This is a genomic window from Desulfuromonas acetoxidans DSM 684 (genome assembly GCF_000167355.1).
Classification (GTDB): domain Bacteria; phylum Desulfobacterota; class Desulfuromonadia; order Desulfuromonadales; family Desulfuromonadaceae; genus Desulfuromonas; species Desulfuromonas acetoxidans.
Genome location: NZ_AAEW02000006.1, coordinates 71,104 through 92,985, shown reverse-complemented (window position 1 = coordinate 92,985; position 21,882 = coordinate 71,104). Strand labels below are relative to the sequence as shown.

The 21,882-nt window shown below is 51.3% G+C and carries 23 protein-coding genes; 18 read left to right on the top strand and 5 right to left on the bottom strand.

Going from position 1 to position 21,882, the window contains the following annotated elements:
- The first annotated feature begins 2 nt into the window (after positions 1 to 2).
- From lpxK to DACE_RS06015, 18 genes are all read left to right on the top strand, one after another.
- Positions 3 to 1,064, top strand: a complete 1,062-nt coding sequence (gene lpxK / locus DACE_RS06100) for a tetraacyldisaccharide 4'-kinase (protein WP_005999345.1) — start codon at positions 3 to 5, stop codon at positions 1,062 to 1,064.
- 7 nt (positions 1,065 to 1,071) lie between these two features.
- Positions 1,072 to 2,175, top strand: a complete 1,104-nt coding sequence (locus DACE_RS06095; RefSeq protein ID WP_005999343.1) for an ELM1/GtrOC1 family putative glycosyltransferase — start codon at positions 1,072 to 1,074, stop codon at positions 2,173 to 2,175.
- Between the two features lie 25 nt (positions 2,176 to 2,200).
- Positions 2,201 to 3,322, top strand: coding sequence for a glycosyltransferase family 4 protein (locus DACE_RS06090; protein WP_005999341.1), 1,122 nt, complete (start codon positions 2,201 to 2,203; stop codon positions 3,320 to 3,322).
- Positions 3,323 to 3,532: 210 nt separating this feature from the next.
- The gene (locus DACE_RS06085; protein WP_005999340.1) at positions 3,533 to 4,573 is read left to right on the top strand and encodes a glycosyltransferase family protein; all 1,041 of its coding nucleotides are present in this window, start codon (positions 3,533 to 3,535) and stop codon (positions 4,571 to 4,573) included.
- Complete coding sequence (locus tag DACE_RS06080; protein WP_005999338.1) at positions 4,570 to 5,310, top strand: YrbL family protein; 741 nt, start codon at positions 4,570 to 4,572, stop codon at positions 5,308 to 5,310. The genes DACE_RS06085 and DACE_RS06080 overlap by 4 nt, the downstream gene beginning before the upstream one ends.
- 7 nt (positions 5,311 to 5,317) lie before the next feature.
- Positions 5,318 to 6,370, top strand: coding sequence for a glycosyltransferase (locus tag DACE_RS06075; RefSeq protein ID WP_005999336.1), 1,053 nt, complete (start codon positions 5,318 to 5,320; stop codon positions 6,368 to 6,370).
- A complete protein-coding gene (locus tag DACE_RS06070; RefSeq protein WP_005999335.1) occupies positions 6,367 to 7,401 on the top strand; it encodes a glycosyltransferase in 1,035 nt (344 codons plus the stop codon). The genes DACE_RS06075 and DACE_RS06070 overlap by 4 nt, the downstream gene beginning before the upstream one ends.
- A gap of 114 nt (positions 7,402 to 7,515) precedes the next feature.
- Positions 7,516 to 8,439, top strand: a complete 924-nt coding sequence (locus DACE_RS06065; protein WP_155809008.1) for a GT-D fold domain-containing glycosyltransferase — start codon at positions 7,516 to 7,518, stop codon at positions 8,437 to 8,439.
- 63 nt (positions 8,440 to 8,502) lie between these two features.
- A complete protein-coding gene (locus DACE_RS06060; RefSeq protein ID WP_005999331.1) occupies positions 8,503 to 9,675 on the top strand; it encodes an O-antigen ligase family protein in 1,173 nt (390 codons plus the stop codon).
- Positions 9,672 to 10,703, top strand: a complete 1,032-nt coding sequence (locus DACE_RS06055; RefSeq protein ID WP_005999329.1) for an SDR family NAD(P)-dependent oxidoreductase — start codon at positions 9,672 to 9,674, stop codon at positions 10,701 to 10,703. Before DACE_RS06060 ends, DACE_RS06055 begins: the two co-directional genes overlap by 4 nt.
- Positions 10,704 to 11,040: 337 nt before the next feature.
- Positions 11,041 to 11,220, top strand: a complete 180-nt coding sequence (locus tag DACE_RS06050) for a Trm112 family protein (protein ID WP_005999327.1) — start codon at positions 11,041 to 11,043, stop codon at positions 11,218 to 11,220.
- Positions 11,217 to 12,248, top strand: a complete 1,032-nt coding sequence (waaF, locus tag DACE_RS06045; protein ID WP_005999324.1) for a lipopolysaccharide heptosyltransferase II — start codon at positions 11,217 to 11,219, stop codon at positions 12,246 to 12,248. The genes DACE_RS06050 and waaF overlap by 4 nt, the downstream gene beginning before the upstream one ends.
- Positions 12,249 to 12,251: 3 nt before the next feature.
- Positions 12,252 to 13,340, top strand: a complete 1,089-nt coding sequence (waaC, locus tag DACE_RS06040; protein ID WP_005999322.1) for a lipopolysaccharide heptosyltransferase I — start codon at positions 12,252 to 12,254, stop codon at positions 13,338 to 13,340.
- Positions 13,324 to 13,896, top strand: coding sequence for a D-sedoheptulose 7-phosphate isomerase (gene gmhA, locus DACE_RS06035; RefSeq protein WP_040366383.1), 573 nt, complete (start codon positions 13,324 to 13,326; stop codon positions 13,894 to 13,896). The genes waaC and gmhA overlap by 17 nt, the downstream gene beginning before the upstream one ends.
- Before the next feature lie 4 nt (positions 13,897 to 13,900).
- Complete coding sequence (locus DACE_RS06030; protein ID WP_005999318.1) at positions 13,901 to 14,566, top strand: lipopolysaccharide kinase InaA family protein; 666 nt, start codon at positions 13,901 to 13,903, stop codon at positions 14,564 to 14,566.
- Entirely contained in the window at positions 14,566 to 15,678 is a 1,113-nt protein-coding gene (locus DACE_RS06025; RefSeq protein WP_005999316.1) for a glycosyltransferase family 4 protein, read from the top strand. Before DACE_RS06030 ends, DACE_RS06025 begins: the two co-directional genes overlap by 1 nt.
- Positions 15,675 to 16,493, top strand: a complete 819-nt coding sequence (gene rfaP / locus DACE_RS06020; protein ID WP_005999314.1) for a lipopolysaccharide core heptose(I) kinase RfaP — start codon at positions 15,675 to 15,677, stop codon at positions 16,491 to 16,493. The genes DACE_RS06025 and rfaP overlap by 4 nt, the downstream gene beginning before the upstream one ends.
- Entirely contained in the window at positions 16,486 to 18,003 is a 1,518-nt protein-coding gene (locus DACE_RS06015) for an ArnT family glycosyltransferase (RefSeq protein WP_005999312.1), read from the top strand. Before rfaP ends, DACE_RS06015 begins: the two co-directional genes overlap by 8 nt.
- Here the strand turns inward: DACE_RS06015 and DACE_RS06010 are convergent, their stop codons facing one another.
- The 5 genes from DACE_RS06010 to DACE_RS05990 form a co-directional block, all read right to left on the bottom strand.
- Positions 18,004 to 18,783, bottom strand: coding sequence for a polysaccharide pyruvyl transferase family protein (locus DACE_RS06010; RefSeq protein WP_005999310.1), 780 nt, complete (start codon positions 18,781 to 18,783; stop codon positions 18,004 to 18,006).
- Between the two features lie 119 nt (positions 18,784 to 18,902).
- Entirely contained in the window at positions 18,903 to 19,853 is a 951-nt protein-coding gene (locus DACE_RS17130) for a glycosyltransferase (protein ID WP_005999307.1), read from the bottom strand.
- A 33-nt stretch (positions 19,854 to 19,886) separates the two neighbouring features.
- A complete protein-coding gene (locus DACE_RS06000) occupies positions 19,887 to 21,023 on the bottom strand; it encodes a DegT/DnrJ/EryC1/StrS family aminotransferase (RefSeq protein WP_005999305.1) in 1,137 nt (378 codons plus the stop codon).
- Positions 21,020 to 21,484: an acyltransferase gene (locus DACE_RS18820; protein ID WP_005999303.1), complete on the bottom strand. Its 465-nt coding sequence runs from the start codon at positions 21,482 to 21,484 to the stop codon at positions 21,020 to 21,022. Before DACE_RS18820 ends, DACE_RS06000 begins: the two co-directional genes overlap by 4 nt.
- Entirely contained in the window at positions 21,481 to 21,882 is a 402-nt protein-coding gene (locus DACE_RS05990; protein WP_005999301.1) for a sugar 3,4-ketoisomerase, read from the bottom strand. Before DACE_RS05990 ends, DACE_RS18820 begins: the two co-directional genes overlap by 4 nt.

Genomic DNA, 21,882 nt, shown 5'->3' with positions numbered 1-21,882 from the left:
CCATGGCGAATTTCGTCTCTCTACATCGCCGGCTGGTGACACAGGGGGCACAGACATGGTCCGAAAAAGTGCTGTTTGCCCTGCTCGTTCCTGTCGCCCTGTTATACGGTTTCATCAACTGGCTGCGGGGGTTTTGTTATAATCGCGGCTGGTTGTCGACCTATCATTCCTCATTACCGATTATTTCTGTGGGCAATCTGGCGGTTGGCGGACTCGGCAAGACACCGGTTGTTGACTGGTTGGTGAACTATTTTTCTCGTCAGGGTAAACGGGTGGCGATTGTCAGCCGTGGTTATGGAGGGAGCTTTGCCGGTGACCTCGGTGTCGTGTCTGCTGGCGATGGTCAGTTGCTGATGGAGGCGCGTGTTGCCGGTGATGAACCGGTGCTGCTGGCGCGCCGTAATCCTCATGTGCCGGTGTTGATTGCCCGCAAACGGGTGGTCGCAATTCAGGAACTGGAGCGCACTTTTGATGTCGATCTGGTTGTGCTGGATGATGCCTTTCAACACCGTCAAGTTGGCCGATCCATTGATCTGGTGCTACTGGATGCGCATCGGCCCTTCGGCAATGGCTGGCCATTGCCGCTCGGTAATTTGCGCGAATTCCCCTGTGCTTTGCGACGGGCGGATCTGTTGTTGCTGACACGTGGACAGCAGGAACATCACGAGGCCATTGCCGGCAAGCCGACCTTTTCAAGTCGCCATGTTCTGGCCAATGAAGTCACCGATCTCAATGGTTCGGTGGCTTGCGTGGATCAGCTTCGCGGTAAAAAAATCGTGGCCTTTGCCGGGATTGCCAATCCCCAGGCATTTTTCAGTTCTCTGTCTTCTTTGGGACTGACATTGTCTCAGCAGATTCCCCTTGCAGATCATGTTAAGTATTCGCCTGCGGTTGTGGAAAAACTCACTCAGGCTGCTGCGGGAGCCGATCTTCTCATCACCACCGAAAAAGACGCCGTCAAACTGACTGCTAACATGTTTAACATCCCCTGCTATTACATTCCGTTAACACTAGAGATTGGAGATTGTGAGGCCTTTGGCCATCAATTATGTACCCTGATCTGAGTTAACTATGTCACTGCAGCCGGAACTGCTCGAATTACTCGCTTGTCCCCAATGTAAGCAGCCTGTCGAGATGTCCGGAGATGAAGCGGTACACTGTTGCTCCTGTCACAGCCGTTTTCCGGTGCGAGACGGTATCCCGGCCATGCTGGTTTATCGGAATGACGGCAAGCCGAATGAGGCAACACCTCACAAAAGTTTGCTTCCTGGCAGCGGCCCGCTATTGATCCTCAATGATGGCAAACCCGGCCATGTCAACCAATCCCTTGCCTTTGCAAAATTACTCAATCGCGACTATCGGTTGCTTGATGTCGGTTTTAAATACCGCACTTCAAAAGGATTCTCCTACGTCGCGGATCGGTTCGGCTTTTATTCGCCGCGCTTTTTTATGGCGGATATACCCACCGATCATTATGACGCTGTGGTCTCGGCCGGTTCGGAAACCTATTACGCCAACCGAACCTTGTCACGTTGCTTAGGCTGTAAATCCGTCGCCATCATGATGCCAAAAAGCTATCGACTTGATTTCGATTTGATCGTTGCCCAACAGCATGATAACCCACCAGCGCAAGCCAATATTGTTTCCGTTCCCATCAATCTGAGTTTTTCCCAGCCTCAGGGTGTTGTGACACCTGTGACGGCTGAACGCTACATTGCTCTGATCGTTGGTGGCGACAGTGCTCAGCAAAAACTGGATGTTGATCTGCTGCGTCAGCAGGTTGAAAAGATCATGCCGTTGTTTCCCGAGCACAAGGTGTGGCTGACCACATCGCGGCGTACGCCTGTTGCTGCCGAACAGATGTTGCGTGATTATCCGTTCACTGACCCCATCTGGTATTCGGAAAATCCCGTCAATCCGATCTCTGATTATCTCCATGGTGCCGATTATGTTTTTGTGACCGCGGATTCAAGCTCCATGATCAGTGAAGCGGTCAGCTTCGGCAATGCCTGTGTCGAGGTGCTCCCCCTGTCTGTGCCGATGCCCACTCGTGGAAAATTTTTCCGCCTGTTGTCCCGCCTGGAAACCATGGACTGCCTGCATGTGTTTGATGGTTCCTGCCGCAGTTGCAAAAAAAAGGTCGATTTGTGCTTTATCCTCAACAAACCCAAATAATTCACACGGATAATCCCGCGCTATTATGAAAATCCTTCAGATTACGGCAGCTCTACAGCAGGGTGGTGTTGAACGGGGGACCGTTGAAATGGCGGCATACATTGTCGCTCAAGGCGGACAAAGTCTGGTGGCCTCTCAAGGGGGGCGTCTGGTCGAGGAGCTGGAAGCTCAAGGTTCGCGGCATCTGCAACTTCCCCTGGCGCGACGGACTCCGTGGATTATTTTGTCCAACGCGTTCAAGCTGCGTCGCATCATTCAACAGGAAAAAGTCAGTTTGGTGCATGCACGTTCACGGGCACCGGCTTGGGCGGCTTATCTGGCCTGTCGGTGGACCGGAGTGCCGTTTCTAACCACGTTTCACGGCACTCACCGCATTCAGAATCGGCTGAAGAGGTTTTACAACAGCATCATGGTGCGTGGTCAGCGGGTGATAGCCATCAGTGGTTTTATCAAAACCCATGTGATGACCCATTACGCCGTGGATGAGGCACGTATCGACCTGGCACCTCGTGGCTATGATCCTGATGTATTCAATCCGGATTTGGTTGATGTCGCGTGTATTCGTCCGCTGCAGCAACATTTGGAGTTGTCCGAAGGTGTGCCGGTAATTTCGTTGCCTGGGCGACTGACACGTTGGAAAGGACAGGTGGTCTTGCTTGAAGCTCTCAATCAGATCAAGGATCTGTCGTGGCAGGTGATGTTTATTGGTGGTGAAGAGAAAAAAGCCGCTTACCTACTTGAACTACAAAACCTGGCGGCACGTTATCAGATTGCTGACCGGGTGCGCTTTGTCGGTACACAGGCGGATATCGCTTTGTATTACCAGCTTAGCGACCTGGTGGTGTCGGCCTCGACGGAACCGGAGGCGTTCGGTCGGGTGGCCGTAGAAGCCCAAGCCATGGGCTGCCCGGTCATTGCCTCGGCCCATGGTGGCGCGCTGGAAACAGTGCGCGATGGTGAGACCGGCTGGCTGTTTAAACCCGGCGATGCCGATGACCTTGCGGCAACCTTGAGGCGGGTTTTGACAGGCAACGATGATCTGCGTGCCGTTGGCGCGCGTGGCCGGCAATGGGTGGCAGAGCATTATACCATCGACCGCATGTGTCAGGCGGAGTGGAACTGCTATGAAAAGGTGGTGCGGCGATGAGGACAATGGCGGTGACGCTGTGTCTATTGGAAAGATCGGGTAGCCACCGACCAATCAGACGGGGCGAGACAAAAGAGCCAAAGATTTTATTTTCAAGATAAAGGCCTCGATAAACCCTTACATCACACAGAATTTTGACCTTCTCCGTGTCTCGGTGACTCCGTGGTCAAGGTGGCTTTTGGTTGATTATTCGAAGATAGGATGAACTCAATGCGCGTATTACATATTGCGTATCAACAACTGCGGCGTTACGGCAAGACCCGGGTGAGTTGGGCGCAAAAACTGACCAGCGGTCTGATTAAAAATGATCATTGTGTTCAGGTGTTCAGTGACCGCGATGTGGCGGCGTTTGAAGCACCGTTCGGCTGGCGGGATCTGGGGTGCGGCAAGGCCAATAAACGTCTGCTGGAGATGGTCGAAGCCTTTGAGCCGGACCTGGTAATTGCCGGCCATTGTGACATCATCACCAACGCGACATTGCAGCAGATCAAGCGGTTGCAGCCGGGCGTTGTTGTGGCGCATTGCAATAATGATCCGCTGTTCGTGCCGGAGAATGTTGAGAAGATCAAACATCGCGCCGAGGTGGTTGATGCGATTTTTGTGTCGACCGGACGGCGCGAGTTGTCCTTGTTTCAGGGCGATAATGCGCGCCTGTATCACATGCCCAATCCGGTGGATCCGGCGGTGGAAACGCTCAATAACGCCCGGCGAACCAATTTGGATATCGACCTGCTGTTTTGCAGCAACAGCAACGATTTTACCAAACGTTTGCAAATGGTCGGCTCACTCAGGGACAGCCTCGCTGACGAGATGAATTTCAAAACTTTTGGCAGCTTTGGAGAATCTCCGGTGTGGGGCCGTGACTATGACCGGGCTTTGGCCGAGACCAAGATGGGGTTGAACCTTAATCGCCAGGAGGGGCATTACTGGTATTCCTCAGCGCGTATGGCCCAACTTGCCGGCAATGGCATTCTGCAGTTTACCCATTCTGGCCCACAGTTTGACGAGTTATTGCCCCCGGAGTCGGTGGTGTATTTCAACGATGAAGATGATCTGCTCAAAAAGATTCGTTTGTTTCATGGTGATGACGCCATGCGTTGTGCCTGGGCGGAGCAAGCGCGAGCTTTCTTCCAGCAGGAGATGAACAATACCCTGTATGCGCAATATATCCTTGAGGCGTCCTTGCTGCAACCGTTCAGCCATGACTATGTCTGGGCAGAGGATATTCATCTGGATGGTACGTTGAAGTGAGGCTGCAACTGGCGCACATCGAACCGTTTGCCCGGGGAGGCAATCGACTGTGTTACGTCCATCCCGACAATCCCGATTGCTGCGTGAAGGTGCGCCGTCCGGATTTTACCCTGGCAGACTGTCGGCGTAAGAAGGGCTTTCCGCGCAATCTCCGGCCGCTCTCCAGTTTTGATGATAATCGTGAAGAAGCTGCTGTGATCAAGGCGCTGCAAAAAAGCCGAGGAGAGACGATTCATCACCACATTTATCGCTGTGACGGTTTTGTTGAGACGGATTTGGGGCCGGGGCTGATGACCGAGCTGGTGCGCGATGCCGATGGGCGGATTTCCGTCTCCCTGAAACAGGACTTATGGGAGCGCGGCTACCCCGCAGCAACCCGCCGGGCTGTTGAGGTTTTGGCGGACTTCTGGTTGGAACACCTTGTGCCGTCACGGGAGGTGTTAACCCACAATATTGTGGTTCAACGCGGTGCACATGATGAGATTCGCCGATTGGTGGTGATCGACGGACTGGGATCTCCTTACGTGTTTCCGTTTGCCTGGTTGCCGAAAACGGTTCGCCGCCACAAGGTGAGCCAGCGCGTCCGACGGTTGCATAAACGAATTAGACAATTTGTCCGTCGTTGCGACAGTGGTCATGAACCAAGTCGGGTTGGTATGTTGCAGCACCGTGGCGTCGAAAACGACCAAAGCAGATCAGCTACGACGACCACCCAGACATCCGTAGCAAAGGACTGATCTTTCTATGAAGTTGATGCAGATTCTTTTGTCCCAGTCTGAGGCCGGTGCCGAGACCTATTTTGAAAAGGTTGCTGCCGCCTTTGCCAAAGATGATGTGATTGAACAGCGCCTGATCATTGAGGCGCAGCCGTCTCGAGAAGTGCGGCTGCACCAAGCGGAGGTTGATTTTCGCACCTTGCCCATGGGCCGTATTACCAAGCCGCTTTTTTACAATCAGCGCCTGAAGCGAGAGGTGGACGAGTTTGACCCTGATCTGATTTTGACCTGGGTCAACCGGGCATCACGCAAGTGCCCGTCGACCTCAGCCGTGGTGGTTGGACGTCTTGGTGGCTATTACGACATCACCAATTATCGCAAATGTGATCATCTGATTGTCAATACGCCGGATCTGGTGCGTCATGTCACCCGCCATGACTGGCCGCAACACGACGTCAGTATGATCTCCAATTTTGGTGAACTACTGGAAAGTCTGGACGTTCCGGAATCCTTGCCATCAATTCCTGATGGTCATCGGGTTTTACTGTCCTTAGGGCGACTGCATGAAAAAAAAGCTCAGGATGTTCTGATTCGCGCGCTCCCCGATATTCCACAGGCCACCCTGCTGATTGCCGGTGACGGTGAATTGAAATCCTCTTTGGTTGATTTGGCCGCATCGTTGGGTGTTGCTGATCGGGTTCATCTTCTTGGCTTGCGCAAGGATGTTCGTGCGTTGTTTGCTCTGGCTGATATCTGTGTGTTTCCGTCCCGTTTTGAACCCCTCGGCAATGTGGTTCTGGAGGCTTGGGCAACTGGAACACCCATTGTCGCTGCGGCCAGTCAGGGGCCTTCCTGGTTGATTGAAGACGGTTGCAACGGGTTGTTGTTTGACGTGGACAATGTCATTCAGTGTGCAGCTCAGGTTAATCGCTTACTGGCAGATGGCCAATTTGCCGAGCGCCTGGTTGAGCAGGGACGTCGGACGTTTTCTCAGGAGTTCAGCATGGAGGTGATCATTGGCCGTTACAAAGCCCTTTTTAAGGATCTTATAGCTAAGCAGGCTTGCGGTAGGACGGTATGATGAGTCATCCCAGGGTTGCCCAGGTACTTGCCGGAGCTGAGCAGGGCGGGGCGGAAAATTTTTATGTGCGGCTGGTGCAGGGGTTACACGATATTCATGCCCTTGAGCAAAAGGCGTTTATCCGCAACCATCCCGAGCGTGTCGAGGCGTTGCGCGACTTTGGCGTGAGCGTTGACGGGTTTCGTTTTGGTGGTCCTTTGCATGTTTTTGATCGTCTTCGCTTTGTCCGTGCCCTTGAAAGCTTTGATCCCGACATTGTCATGACTTGGATGAATCGGGCCAGTGGCCTGACTCCACGGGGGTCCTATCAACTGGTTTGTCGTCTCGGCCATTATTACAATCTCAAATATTACCGCCACGCCGATTACTGGGTGGGAATATCTAAGGGGATCTGCGATCACCTGGTGCGGGGCGGCATGTCGGCCAAGCGGGTGGTGCATATTCCGAATTTTGCCGATGAAACACCGGTCTGTGCTTTGCCGCGCGATAGCTTTAATACCCCGACGGATCGTCCGTTGTTGTTGGCCGCTGGGCGTTTGCATATCAACAAAGGATTCGACACGTTGTTGCAGGCGCTGGTGACCATTCCCGATGCCATGTTGTGGCTGGCTGGAGCAGGACCGGAAGAGCAGGCCCTGAAAAAGTTATGTCATGAGCTTGGTCTGGATGACCGGGTGCGATTTCTTGGCTGGCGCAATGATGTCACGGCTTTGATGCGTACCGCCGATCTGTTTGTGTGTCCGTCACGCCATGAGGGGCTGGGGTCGATTGTTATGGAATCATGGGCACATCAGTGCCCGATTGTGGCGACCAACTCTCAGGGGCCGGGGGAAGTGATTGAGGATGGGGTGACAGGTTTGGTGGTGCCGGTGGATCAGCCCCAACCGCTTGCTGAAGCGATCTGTGGGTTGCTGGTTGATTCGACTGCGCGAGGACGACTTGTTGAACAGGCGGCCGACCATTATCAGCGGCACTACGCTCAGCGCGTTATCGTTGACAAATATCATCAGTTCTATCAGTCGCTTATGTAATTTACCTCCATCGCCAGGCTGTTGAAGAACAGTCTGTGGGATAAGCAATGTTGTCGGGAGATGCTTTTTGACAGACCAGAGTTTTATACGCCGCTTTTGTGAGGTGTCATTGTGGTGAACACGTTAAAAACACAGTGCAGGGCCAGTGCCTGGGAGCGAGTGTTTGGTGGTGATTTATGGATTTTGCGGAATATCATGCGGCGGTTTGTCAGTGTGTTTATGGCTCTGATTCCGTTCAAAGCCTGGCGGCACCAGGCGCGGGAGAATTTGGACCGCTGGATTATCGCGTGCAATGCCGGGAAAATCGCCCATTTTGTTGAACAGTATCCGCCGGTCAAGAGTGAACTGGAAACCGTTGCGTCTCTTGTTAAAAACGGTGCCAGTATCGGACGTTTTGGTGACGGTGAATTCAATATGTGCATTGGCCGCCATAAATCATTTCAGACCTATGACAGTACTCTCGTTGCTCGGTTAAAAGAAGTTCTACACAGCACCGATGAGAACTTTCTGGTCGGCATTAACACCATTCAGGCAGAGCACGATCTGACCGAAATCTGGAAAAAATTTGTTGTGCGTCGGGGAAACCGAGTTTTGAAACTTCTCGACCATAATCGGTTGTATGATTCCTCGACAATCACCACGGTGTTTCCGCAACAAAGCACTTCTTTTGAGGATTATATCACTGCGCTTAAATTGATCTGGCACAACAGAAAAGTGGTCTTTGTGGTTGGTCGCAACAGCCGGTTTTTTTTCGAAAAGGAGCTGTTTGATAATCTGCGCTGCCACGAATTTGTCTATGGCCCTGCCAAAGATGCGTTCAGTGTTTACGACGAGCTGATGAAGCAGGTGATGGTGTATGACAAAGATTGGTTAATCCTGATTGCCCTTGGCCCGACTGCGACCGTCATGGCGTATGATCTCTATCGCACTGGTTACCAGGCGATCGATCTTGGACAGACACCTTCAAAATATCATAAAGCCAAATATGGCTCGCTTTATCCTGCAGATCATCCCCTTTTCGAGTTGAACCCTCTTTGAAACACATTATTTTGTGATGGTTTTTCCAGGATTTTGTGCCGTATTTGATCATAGGTTTTTTACATGACATTGACGAAAAGAATGTCGCTTTTGCTTGTCCTCTCAGGTTTGTGGATCGCTTTTTTCCCCGCGAAAGGTGTTGTGTTTCAGGGCTGCCTTTATTTATTGCCACTGCTGGTTATGGCCTGCGGCGATACGCGTCAGTTGTTGTGGCAACACGCCCGACAGATTACCGTGCTGAGTCTCTGTTTTGCGCTGCCATTGTTGCTCTCTGAACTACGTGCAGTTGTGTTGCGGGGATGCCCGTTCAGTGATGGCGCGTTTGAGGCGTTCTGGCGTTTAGCGTTTTTCCCGCTAATTCTGCTCACGGTATGCCGTTATTGCCACTGCACATCGCGCCAGATTCTCCTGGCTTTGACCGGTGTGGGAGTTTTTTATGGTTTGGCCGGGCTGAGTGGCGTGTTTTTTGATGATGTTCCTATGATTCGCTCTTTTGGTGCTCGTGCGGCCGGTTTTATTTCAAATCCCAACCCGTTTGGCTTTTTGATGGCCATCACCTCTCTGGTGGCTGTGTTTCTGGTCATGACGGCATACCGTCATACCGAGCGTATCCTGGGTGTTGTTGGCGCTGGTGTTGGCTTATCCGGTCTGCTTGTTTCCGGAAGTCGCAGTGCCTTACTTGGAACGCTGGTTGCGTTTGTTGCTATGGCAATCCTCAGCTGGCGTTATTTGCGCACCTCTTCGTTGTCGGTAAAATCGATTGTCAGTGGTGGTGTCATTGCCATGCTGTTGGTGGCGATACTTGCTGCATTGCCAAATTTTTCTTGGGACCTGCTCAATCATCGGATTGCTCATGCTGTTCAGGGCGACATCCGTCTAACGATCTGGTCGCAGTATCTTGAGCGGTTTATCGAGCATCCTTTTTTGGGTGTACCGATCAGTTGCAGTCAGAAAATCCACATCAGAGGTCATGGATTCGGACCTCATAATATGTATCTGTCTGTTCTGGTTCAATCCGGCATTGTTGGTGTCGCAGCGCTGTTCACCGGCCTGGTGTGGCTGATTCATAAGGCGAGTTTGATCTGTCTGGAACGGATCGTGGTGGTGCCGATGGCCTTGGCTTTGTGTTTATATTGTTTCTTTAATTCGTCTTTTTTCGGCAATGAAATAACACAAGGGGTTTTTGCTTTAATTGTGGTTTTGAGTTTTCAGCCCTTACATGAGTTGCGTAGATGAAATATCTTGTTACCGGTACCGCCGGTTTTATCGGTCTGCATGTTTCATTGCGATTATTGCGTGAGGGGCACGAGGTGGTCGGCCTCGATAACATGAATTCTTATTATGATCCGGCATTGAAAACCTATCGCCTGGCTCAGCTAAACCCTTACGAACGTTTTACATTCCTTGAACTGGATTTGACCGATCGTCAGGGCATTGCTGAGTTATTTCGGGGGGAACATTTTGATCGGGTCATCCATTTGGCCGCTCAAGCGGGAGTGCGCCATTCTCTAAAAGCGCCGTTTGATTATGTTGACAGCAATTTGGTTGGCATGATGACGATTCTGGAAGGGTGCCGCCATCAGCAGGTAGAGCATCTGGTGTTTGCTTCGTCCAGTTCGGTTTACGGGATGAACAGTACGATTCCATTCAGTGAGACGGATAGCGTCGATTATCCCGTGTCGTTGTATGCGGCGACGAAAAAATCCTGTGAACTGATGGCCCACTCCTATGCTCATCTGTATGGCCTGCCGGTCACCGGACTGCGGTTTTTTACCGTGTATGGCCCCGGCGGACGGCCCGATATGGCGCCGTGGCTGTTTACGGAAGCGATTGTCAACGATCAGCCCATTAAGGTGTTTAACCATGGCGAGATGGCGCGTGATTTTACCTATATCGACGATGTGGTGGAATGTGTGGCGCGTCTTCAAAACGTGATTCCCGGCTGGCAAAGGCAGGAGGAGGGGACGGCAAGGGCCCCCTATAAAATATATAATGTTGGTAATCATCAGCCGGTTGAGTTGAAACGATTTATTGCTGCCATTGAACAATCGTGTGGGAAAACTGCTGAAAAAATCTACCTGGATATGCAACCCGGCGATGTGCTGAAAACCTACGCCGATACGAGTCGATTAAACGCGGTGATTAGCTACGCTCCGCAGAGGTCCATTGAGCAGGGTGTTGAGCACTTTGTTCGCTGGTATCAGGACTCGTGGTTGTCAGGGGGCCGTGATGCTGATGACGGGCGACATAAATTACGGTGCTAAATAGAGAGTAACGCTTTGAGGGACTGAGCGCAGAGATCTGTGGTGATAATTTGCGTCTTTTTGCAAAACAACGATTGCTTTTTTCGCTACCGTCGTTGAAAATAGTCTATTTAGAACTTTTTCAACGCCTTGTTAGGTAATAAACCGGTGGGCATCATTATTTCAGCTTCGCCGTTACCATGTCATTAAGCTATTAGCGTTTGATGAGATGGTCGAGTTAGATTTTTGTGTTGGATGTATTTTTCAAGACCTGACATGGCAAAGATTGTCAGCAAAAGACACGACGAAGAGCTGGTGTCGCTGACGTCCCATGTTTAAATTTTCCCAGGAGATTTCAATGGGTATAGATCAGGAATTATTACAATGGTTGGTTTGTCCCAAGTGTAAAGGGGCCGTGCAGTTGGATAACGATGACAAACTGGTGTGTGAAGCGTGTTCGTTGCGTTATCCGGTTCGTGATGGACTGCCGGTGATGTTGATTGATGAAGCGGAAGAGGTGGAGACCGCAACGTCGTGAGCAAAACCTGTTTGACTTCACAACAGCCGCAACGCATTGTCGTTCGCGGGACGAACTGGATTGGCGATGCGGTGATGACAACTCCGGCGTTGTCGGCGTTGCGGGCCTGTTATCCCGAGGCTGAAATTGTCATGCTGGCCAATCCGTTGGTGGCGGAGCTGTTTCGGGTTCATCCGGCCATTGACCGGGTGATGGTCTATGACCGTAAAGGGCGGCATAAGGGTGTCGGTGGCTTTTTGACCATGGCCAATGAGTTGCGCCGCGAAAAGTTTGATCTTGCCGTGTTGCTGCAGAATGCTATTGAAGCGGCATTGCTGGCGTTTGTCGCGCGCATTCCCTGTCGGGCCGGTTACACCACCGACGGTCGCCGCTTGTTGCTTAACGCACCTGTGACTGTGACGGCTGCTGATAAATTGCTGCACCATACCGATTATTATCTGCAACTGCTGGGTCGCCTGGGTATTGAAGGTGGCGATGGCCGTTTGTGTCTGACGATTGATGAGCAAGAGCAGGCTTGGGCGGAATCGATTCTCGGGGATGAACGGGTGATTGCCGTGAACCCCGGTGCAGCTTACGGTTCGGCCAAACGGTGGATTCCGGAGCGCTTTGCCGAGGTCGCGGATCAGTTGGCCGCACGCTATCAGAGCCGTATTCTGCTGACCGGTGGTCCGGGAGAGTCGGAGATTGGCCAGGATATCGCGGCTGCGATGAATCACGATGTGATTAATATGGTGGGGCAGACCACGGTGCGTCAAGTGATGGCTTTGTTGGCCAACAGCCGTTTGCTGGTGACCAATGATTCCGGTCCCATGCATGTGGCTTCCGCCTTTGATATTCCGATTGTAGCCGTGTTCGGTTCCACGGACCATACCACCACCTGTCCAGCCTCCGAGCGGGTGCGCATTGTGCGTAAGGAGACCGATTGTGCGCCATGTCTGTTGCGTCAATGTCCGACCGATCATCGTTGTATGACCGCCATTGAAGCTTCGGATGTGATTGAAGCCGCCTGCGAGTTACTGGAAAAGTAATCCATGAAAATTCTTATCGTTAAGATGAGCGCCCTGGGCGATGTCATCCATGCGCTTCCGGTGCTGCGCTATATTCATCAGCTTCACCCTGATGCCGAAATTGATTGGGTGGTTGAAGATCCGTTTGCCCCTGTTCTGGCCGGTCATCCGGATCTTCACGAAATTCTCACGGTGCGCACCAAGTATTGGCGTACCTTGCCGACCATGACCATGCTCGGCAAGGCGTTGAAATATATCCGGCGTTTGCGGCGTGATCATTATGATGTGGTGTTGGATCTTCAGGGCAACAGCAAGAGTGGTTTGTTTACCCTGGTGAGTCGTGCTGATAAGAAATTCGGTTTTGATCGTCATCAGGTGCGTGAATGGCCCAACCTGCTGGCGACGAACCAACGCATTGCTTTGGGCGCGGGCGAACATCACATTGCGCAACGTGCTCTGGCGTTGGCTCGTGCGGCGTTTCCCGGTGGTGATGATGTGCCCCAGGCGGGGCCGCTTCATGTGGACGAAGTCGCGCGACAGCACGTGGTTGGGCAATTGGCCGAATATAACATCAATCATCCCCTGGTGATCTTCCATTATGGTACCACCTGGGACACCAAGTTGTGGAACGTCGAGTGCTGGCAGCAATTGGCGAGTCGTCTGCTTGATGAGTTTGGTATTGCTCCTGTGCTGACCTGGGGTAATGAACAGGAGCGCACGGCTGCCGAAGCGATCCATAACGCGACATCCGGTCGCGCTGTAATCTGGCCACGCGGCACGTTGCCTGAATTGGTAGCTCTTCTGGATCAGGCTGATCTGGTTGTTGGTGGCGATACCGGACCTATTCATATGGCCGCCGCTGTCGGTACATCAACCGTCTCCCTGTTTCGGGTGACTGATGCCGAGCGAAACGGACCGGCGGGGGAAGGGCATCGCCGCTTGCAGAGCCCTTTGCCCTGTGCTATGTGTCTACGCAAACAATGCGATGAGGATGAACAATGCTCGCGTTCCATTTCCGTGGATGAGGTGGTCACCGCCATTGGCGAGTTATTGTCCATGCAGAACAGATTTCCCCTGGCTGATGAAAGAGAGAACTATGCAGGAAATCATTGACGAACATCTGCGTCGTCATATTGACGTCTTTGAACAGGTTGTGCTGCCCATGTCTGCGCAGGTTGAAGCTGTGGCACAAGCCCTGTGTAATGCCCTGAAACAGGGCCATAAAGTACTGGTGATGGGTAACGGTGGCTCTGCCGCAGATTCCCAGCATCTGGCGGCGGAACTGGTTGGTCGTTTTCTGAAAAACCGTGCAGCTCTGCCTGCCATCGCCCTGACCACAGACACCTCGATTCTGACGGCGGTTGCCAATGACTTTGGTTATGACACCGTATTCAGCCGTCAGGTGGAAGCACTTGCCCAACCCGGTGACGTGGTGATTGGCATTTCCACCAGTGGCAATTCGCCGAATGTGCTTGCTGGATTGCAGGTTGCCCGCGATAAAGCGTGTGTGACCGTCGCCTTGACCGGGCGCAATGGCGGGAAAATGGTCGACGGTGTTGACCTGCCTCTCAACATTGCTGTCGATGATACCCCTCGCATCCAGGAAGCCCATCTGACCTTGATCCATATCTTGTGTGATCTGGTTGAACGCGAGCTTTTTGACGACTGATCCCATGGAAAAAATCACTCCTCAGGAGTTTCAACGTCTCATCCGGTCCTGTCAGGTTCTGGAAAAGGATGGCCATGGCGAAAAAGTTCTGCGTCGCCATGACGGGATTATCATCAAAATTTTTCGGCGAAAGCGCTTTCTCTCCAGTGCTCTCCTGTTTCCTTACGCACAACGTTTTTCACGCAATGCCCTCAAACTCTGGGCTTTTGATATTCCGACCATCCGCGTGGTGAAATGCGGCCACTGTCCAAATCCAGCTCGCGACCTGGTGTGGTATCAGCCGGTTGAAGGGCAGACCTTGCGTGATTATGCACGTGAGCAATCCCTTGAGCCGTTGATGGAACAATTGGGGGCATTTGTGGCGACACTCCATGACAATGGCGTGCTGTTCCGCTCTTTACACTGGGGGAATATCATTGTTCAACCGGATGGAGCATTCGGGTTGATCGATATTGCCGATTTGCGTTGTGGTCGACGGGCGTTGAGTGTCAAGCAGCGTCAGAGAAACTTTCACCATCTTTTGCGCTATAAAGAAGATCGCAGCCAGTTTTTCGAACTGATTGATCTGTTCTGCCAAGGCTATGCCGAGCGCAGCGGCTTTGCTGATGAAACCTGTCGTCAATGGCTTGTGGCCGCGACAGAGTCCGGTCAGGATAAAGGACGCCCCTGATGAATCTGGCATTTGTTTTGTTTAAATATTTTCCTTACGGCGGCTTGCAGCGTGATTGCATGAAGATTGCCGTGGAATGCCGGAAACGTGGTCATGCGGTCTCTCTTTATTGTCTTGAATGGAGTGGCCCGAAACCTGAGGGGATGGACGTCCATGTTCTATCTGTGCATTCCTGGCGTAATTATCATCGCTATGATCAGTTTGTCGAAAAGGTTCATCAGGAAATTGAACGGCAGGGTTACGATGGTGTTGTCGGGTTTAACCGTATGCCGGGGCTGGATGTTTATTTTGGTGCTGATCCCTGTTTTGCCGTCAAATGTCAACATCGCTCCAACTGGTATCGCTGGTTGCCCCGTTCAAGAAGTTTTCTCAGAGCGGAACAGGCGGTGTACGGAAGAGGCTCTAAAACGCACATCCTGTTGCTGTCAGATCTTGAGATCAACGAGATTAAACACATTTATGACACTTCCGATACGCGTTTTCATTTGTTACCACCGGGCGTTGCACGGGATCGTCTGGCCGGGGCCGATTATCAACAACGGCGACAGGCCTTTCGTCAGCAGTTGGGGGTGAAGGACGATGAAAAACTTCTGCTGATGGTGGGTTCCGGTTTTCGGATCAAAGGGGTAGATCGTGCTCTTAATGCTATGAAACAATTGCCAGAGACGTTGCGAAGTAAAACACAGCTGATGATTCTGGGACGGGATAATCAAGCGCCGTTTGAACGGATGGCTCGTCAACTTGGCCTCGAGGATCGTGTGCATTTTATGGGGGGGCGCGATGATGCTCCCAGTTTTATGTTTGCTGCTGATCTGCTTATTCATCCTGCCTATCGTGAATCGGCCGGTATGGTTTTGCTCGAAGCCGTGGCCGCTCGCTTGCCGGTACTGGTGACCGATACCTGCGGTTACAGCTTTCATATTGAACGTTCCAAGGCGGGAATTGTTCACCAATCTCCTTTTGACAGTGATCGTTTTGCGGCTGAATTGGTACAGATGCTGAGCGAAGAGACAGGTTCATGGCAGCGAGCGGCTGTTGAGTATGTTGCGCAGACCGATATCTTTGGCTTGGCGGAAACGGCCGCGAATGTGATTGAGGAGGTTGTTGCATGATTGTGCTACCGCGTTCCTGGCAGCAACAGTGGCATGGTCGTGATTATTTTGAGGTGGTGCTGGGTCTGGAAGGTGAAGAGTACCGCAATATGGATGGGCGCCGCACTTTTCGCTTTGAAAAAGATGGGCGCGGCTATTTTGCCAAGGTGTATACCGGACTGGGCTGGAAGCGCATCTTCAAAAGTCTGTTGGCGTTCAAACGTCCTCCCGTTTTGACGGCAGCCAATGAATGGCGCGCGATCCGCCGTTTGGAAGAGCTGAATGTCGATACCATGACTCTGGTCGGTTATGGTGAGCAAGGCAGTGATCCGGCCCACCGCCAATCTTTCATTATCACCGAAGAGCTGACACCGACGGAAAGTCTGGAATATTTCTGCCGCAACTGGGGGAGTGATCCGCCTCCCGTGACTCTAAAGCGCGCCCTGATTGATAAACTGGCCCAAATATCAAAGCAGCTCCACGATCATGGAGTCAACCACCGCGATTACTATTTGTGTCACTTTCTGCTCGACCTTACCGTAGGCAGGGAGAATCTGTGCTCTGACAACCTGACTCTTTATCTGATTGACCTGCACCGTGTTCAGTTCCGCCGCCGCTTACCGCAACGCTGGCGGCTGAAAGACTTGGCGGCACTGTATTTTTCCAGTATGGAAATTGGTCTGACCCGACGCGATCTCTATCGTTTTATTGCCATCTATACAGGGAAGCCTCTCCGGCATGCCTTGCAAGAGCATGCTGCTTTATGGCAACAGATCGAACGGCGCAGCGCTCAGTTGATGGAACGCTATAACCGAAAGTATCGTCCCAATGATTGATTTCCTTTCACGACATCGTGCCCTGCTGCTTATTATGGCGCTGTCTCTTGGTCTGAAACTGTTATTTGTCTGGCAGGGCGAAGTGGTTAACCCGGATTCAGCCACCTATATTGCAGCGGCCCAGAAACATGCTCAAGGTCTCTATACCGAAGGGCTGCGCTATTATCGGATGCCGTTTTATCCTCTGGTGTTGGCCGGTGTCCATGCTGTGATTCCCAACTGGATCTATGCCGGACAGGTGTTGACTATTGTACCGTTGGTGCTTTGTTTGTGGCCACTTTATGAGCTGACGCGGCGTCTTTTTGATCAGCAGGTTGCTTTCGTGACCTCATTGTTGTTTGCCGTTTTGCCTGCATTTAATACGTCGGCAACTTCCGTTAAGCGAGATCCTCTTTTTCTCCTGTTCAGTCTTGTTGCTGTTCTGTTTATTGTTATCGCTTATCAGGATGGCCGTTTGCGCTGGTGGTTGTTTTTTGCTCTATTTTCCGTTCTGGCGATTCTGAATCGCGTTGAAGGGGTGATGATCCCGGCGATAGCCGTACTTTTTATCCCTATCTTCCGTCCATCTGTATCCGGTACGAAAAAAACGTCTTTATGGCGTTTTCTGATTATGGTCGGGCTGGTGCCGCTTTTTCTAGTGGCCGTCATTGCCGGGTTGAAATTGGCAGGCATTGATTCTCTTTCCCGATTAAATGAAGTTGTTGTTTGGGGGCGACAACTTGCTTTGCAGAAATTTTTCTTGGGGTATCAGGCGCTGATGGAAAAACTGAAGGTTTTTCAAGAGACGCTGCCCCACGCTGATCTCCATAATAATCTTATAGAAACCGTGCGTCATTATGCTCCGTTGATCTATCTGCTGGGTCTGATGGAGATGTTGGGGAAAATTATTTTTCCAACATCTTTGCTGGCATTGTGGGCGAAGCGTTGGGAGAAGATAGGATCAAAAGCCAAGGAGCGTTGGATTCTTGTTGCCCTGTGCGTGGCGACGATCATGCTCAACCTGGTTTTCAGTGTGAAACGTAACTTTACGACGGAACGCTACCTGTGGCTGGCGGGAACGAGTCTGCTCCCCTGGGTAGGTTGTGGAATTGTGGTGTGTTGGCACCGTTATCAAGCAAAGCGGATAGTTTTGTTACTGCTATTTCTATTGTTCATTGGCGCGCCTTTGGCTAAAACACTCAGTGTTGTCGCTGAAAAGCAGGATCATTCCGTTGTTGAGGCTGGCCAATGGTTAAGGAATTATGATAGCAATGAAATGATGGTCGTCATGTACAATGACCGTCGCCTTCCTTTGTATGCCAACCGAGCTGAAGATGTTCGCAGAATAAGAAATTTAGCATGGTTGAAACGCCATGCCAGAAAGAAAAAAGACGTTACTCTCGTTGCTCTCTATGTGTCTAATAAAAAGAATGAAGATACTGCCATCGACGGATTTGAGCCTCTGAAGACCTTTGCTGGACATAAGAAGACGGTCCTTCTTTTACAACGTAAAGGCTCCTCTGATAATTAATTACGTGCGAAAAGGAAATGCCTCGTAAAGCTGTTTTTTTACTTCGTCAATCCCAGGGCGCTGATAGTTGTCGTATATCTCATCCAGCTGGTTAACCCTAGTCTGTTCATTGAATGGATGGGGTTCCATCTCATCAAGACCAAATACCGAGTAATAATCGGCAAACTTGAAATCTTTGCCACGGACCCGTTCAGAGAGCTTCAGCCAGGCATTGGGGATGTTCAGGGCATCGGCAATAATCAATCCGTGCAGACTTGATGAAAGAATAATCTCGCAGCGGGACACCTGATCCAGAAAATCCAGTGTCTCGGAGAAAATGTCGATGAAGGCAACCCCGGGTTGTTTGCAGAATTCAACAACGGCAGGGTGCTTTTGGTCGACATAATGAGGAACAATGCCGACGCGGTAGCGTTTTTGTCGCGGTTTCTCAGGTAACAGAATGCCGCTGAGCAGGCCGGGGTCGCCAAGAGCCTTTGGGCTTTTGTTCTTAATCAGGGCTGCTGTGTATTTTCCCCGTACCGCATCAAATGTATGCGGGCTGCTGAATGGTCTCTGTTCCTGAATCAGACCACTGCCCCATACGTGAACACGATGTGTCCAGAAATGGTTTTTCAGTCGATGGAGGATGCTGCCAACGGCTACAAGATCACATTCCTTTGGTTTTGCATAAACAATGGGGCGTCCCGAGATTGCTTCACACAAGGCTGGAGACAGCCAATCACCAAAGTTCTTTTTGCCGTTTTTCAGGCCGGAGGACCAATAGAGTTTCAATGGTTGCATAACAGAAGCCTCTTGAAAATAACGTGGAAAATGTGAGGCAGTCTAACATTGGTCTGGGGGGAATTGTAGCGCTTTTTATTCCTGCTGCTGGCAGAATGGTTAAACCGTGGCCGTCTCGGTCAGGAACGGATTTTTCTTCTCAGAATCCCCAATTTTTCTTTCAGGGTGAAATTTTTGTCCGACCAGAGAAACTTCAGAAATAAGCCAAGGTTAAATGGCTCGCTGAATACTTTTTGGCGTAAAAATTTTCGCTGATAATTGAGGTCTATCCATTGTCTGGTGCGTTGCGCTGTCGCAGCCGAGATAGTTCCCTCTTTTTCAGCGCGCTCAACATCTTTTCTGTATTGCTCTGTGATGACCTTAAAGTCCATGCGGTTAATTGAGTTGAAACTCGATAAGTTATTGCCGTGTTTGCGATACTTGATGGCCGGTTGTGGAGAAACAATGCCTGACCCGAGTAATAATCCCCGCAACAGACAGGGGGTGTCCTCTGTCGGACAGGCCGCGTCAAGTGGACCGAACTGACTAAACAGGCTTTTGTAGAACCCTCTGGACGCGCCGCTCAAGCCGCTGTAGTTACCTTCCAGGTAATCGTCAAGGGTGATCACTTGTCTCGTCTTTGCGGTTTGAGCGGTTTTCGATTTGATGACCTGGCCCTGAGCATCAATGATTGTGTCTGCAAAGGACACAAAAATCGCACCAGGCTCATTGGACAGTTCGTTAACTGTGTTGGAAACACGATCGGGTAAGGAGAGATCGTCTCCCGCGGCAAGAACAATAATCTCGCCTTGAGCCATGGCCATCAGAGTGTTGAAATGCCGAGCCAGGCCGAGGTTGTGATCGTTTCGATTAACCACGATTCGATGTTTGCCCTCATACTCGGATGTGATGGCTGAAATAATGTCAAATGTTGAGTCCGGTGAACAATCATCAGAGATGATAAGTTCCAGATTGTCATAATCTTGCGCAAGGGCTGCGTTGACGGCTTCGGCAATATAGTCTTGCTGGTTATACGCCATCAGGATGAATGACACTAAGGGTCGTGGGTTTTCGCCGTTTTTGGATTCCATCGTTTTTCCTGGGGGATATTTTTGTGTAAGCTGTCAGGAATCAATCTTCTCACGTATACCATACTGGTTACATGAATTTATGATTTCTTGTGTCTGCGTATCGCTCTGAACTGGGCTGATCGGCAAGCTCAAGACCTGCTGATGAATACGTTCACTGATCGGATACTTCTGCTGGTTCCACGAACAATAAGCTTTCTGCTGATGCGGTGGAATCGGGTAATGGATCAGCGTCTGAATGCCGGCATCCAGAAGATGCTGTTGCAGCGCCTGCCGATCGCTGGTTCTGACGACGTAGAGGTGGAAAACGTGGTTGGCCATTCCCTCAATGGTGGCAGAACCGGCTATTGGCTGCACGATCCGGTTATTGTCAATGCCTGCTGCATAAGCCAGAGCGATTTTTTGCCGATGACGCGTATCCCGATCCAGAAAATGAAGTTTCACCCGCAGCAGCGCGGCCTGCATTTCATCAAGGCGGCTGTTGACCCCCTGATAGTCATTCTCGTATTTTTTGTGACTGCCGTAATTACCCAAGGCCCGGATCGTTTGGGCCAGCACTTCGTCGTTGGTTGTTACGGCACCGCCATCTCCCAGTGCGCCGAGATTTTTCCCCGGATAAAAGCTGAATCCCGCGGCATGGCCCCAGTTACCGGATTTTTTCCCGTTAAGACTGGCGCCATGAGCCTGAGCGGCATCTTCCAGAACCAGCAGGTTGTGCTGCTTTGCTAATGCCATAAGCTGAGGCATAGGCGCCAACTGACCATACAGATGTACCGCTAAAATGGCTTTGGTGTTTTGGGTAATGGCTGCCGCGGTTTTGTCGACACTCAAGTTGCAGGTGGTTTCATCCGGGTCAACCAGAACCGGTTTCAGGCCGTTTTCCGTGATCGCCAGAATGCTGGCGATATAGGTGTTGGCCGGGACAATGATCTCGTCTCCCTGCTGGAGTCTCCCCAGTTCTTTCCATGCGCGCAGAGTCAGGATTAGAGCATCAAGACCGCTGGCAACGCCAATGCAGAATTGAGTTCCGCAATAGTCGGCAAATTCCTGTTCAAAGGCGTCAACTTCCGCTCCCTGAATATACCATCCCGAATCGATGACGCGTGATGCGGCTGCAATCAATTCTTCACGGTAACGGGCATTGATGGACTTGAGGTCGAGAAATGGAATCATGCTGGAATCGTCCTGATGACTTGAGCTGGATTGCCCGCAACAACAGCGCGCGCTGGAACATCTTTGGTGACGACAGCTCCGGCCCCGACCATGGCATATTCACCAATGGTGATTCCCGGTAACAGGGTTGCATTCGCGCCAATACTGGCGTGATGCTTGATCACGATCCCTGAAAAAACTTCGGGATATTCTTTGGAGCGCGGGAATGGGTCGTTGGTCAATGTCGCGTTTGGGCCGATAAAGGCATGGTCTTCAACGCGGGTGCCGTCCCAGAGTTGAACGCCTGATTTGATCGTAACATTGTCGCCGATCACGACATCACCTTCAATCAGAGTTTGCGCACAGATGTTGCAGTTTTTGCCAATCGTTGCTCCTTCGAGGATCACGACAAACTGCCAGACCCGTGTTCCTTCTCCGATTGAGCAGGGGGCGATGTCAGCGGTGTTGTGAATAAAGCTCATAGTCCTGCCTGACGTAGAAATTCAGTGTAGTTGCGAATATAGTCACTCTCATCATAGGACTCACTGGCGAAAACCATCAACACGCAATCCGGGCTGAATTCGTGCATCTCCCGCCAGATTAAGCCTTCAATCAACAGACCTTTGTCTGGAGAGTCCAACCAGATCTCTTCTTGCTCCCGACCATTGTCCAGGCGCATTTTGCATTTTCCTGCAACACACACGGCAACCTGTTTTAAATGGACGTGGGCATGAAAGCCTCGGCTGACGCCACTCTGAGTTCCAAAGATATAATAAACTCTCTTGATGTCGAACGGAATCATGTCGTTGCCCTCCAGGGCAATTAACGAACCGCGCTCATCACTGTGAGTGGGGAATTTGATGATCTGTGTCAAGGACAT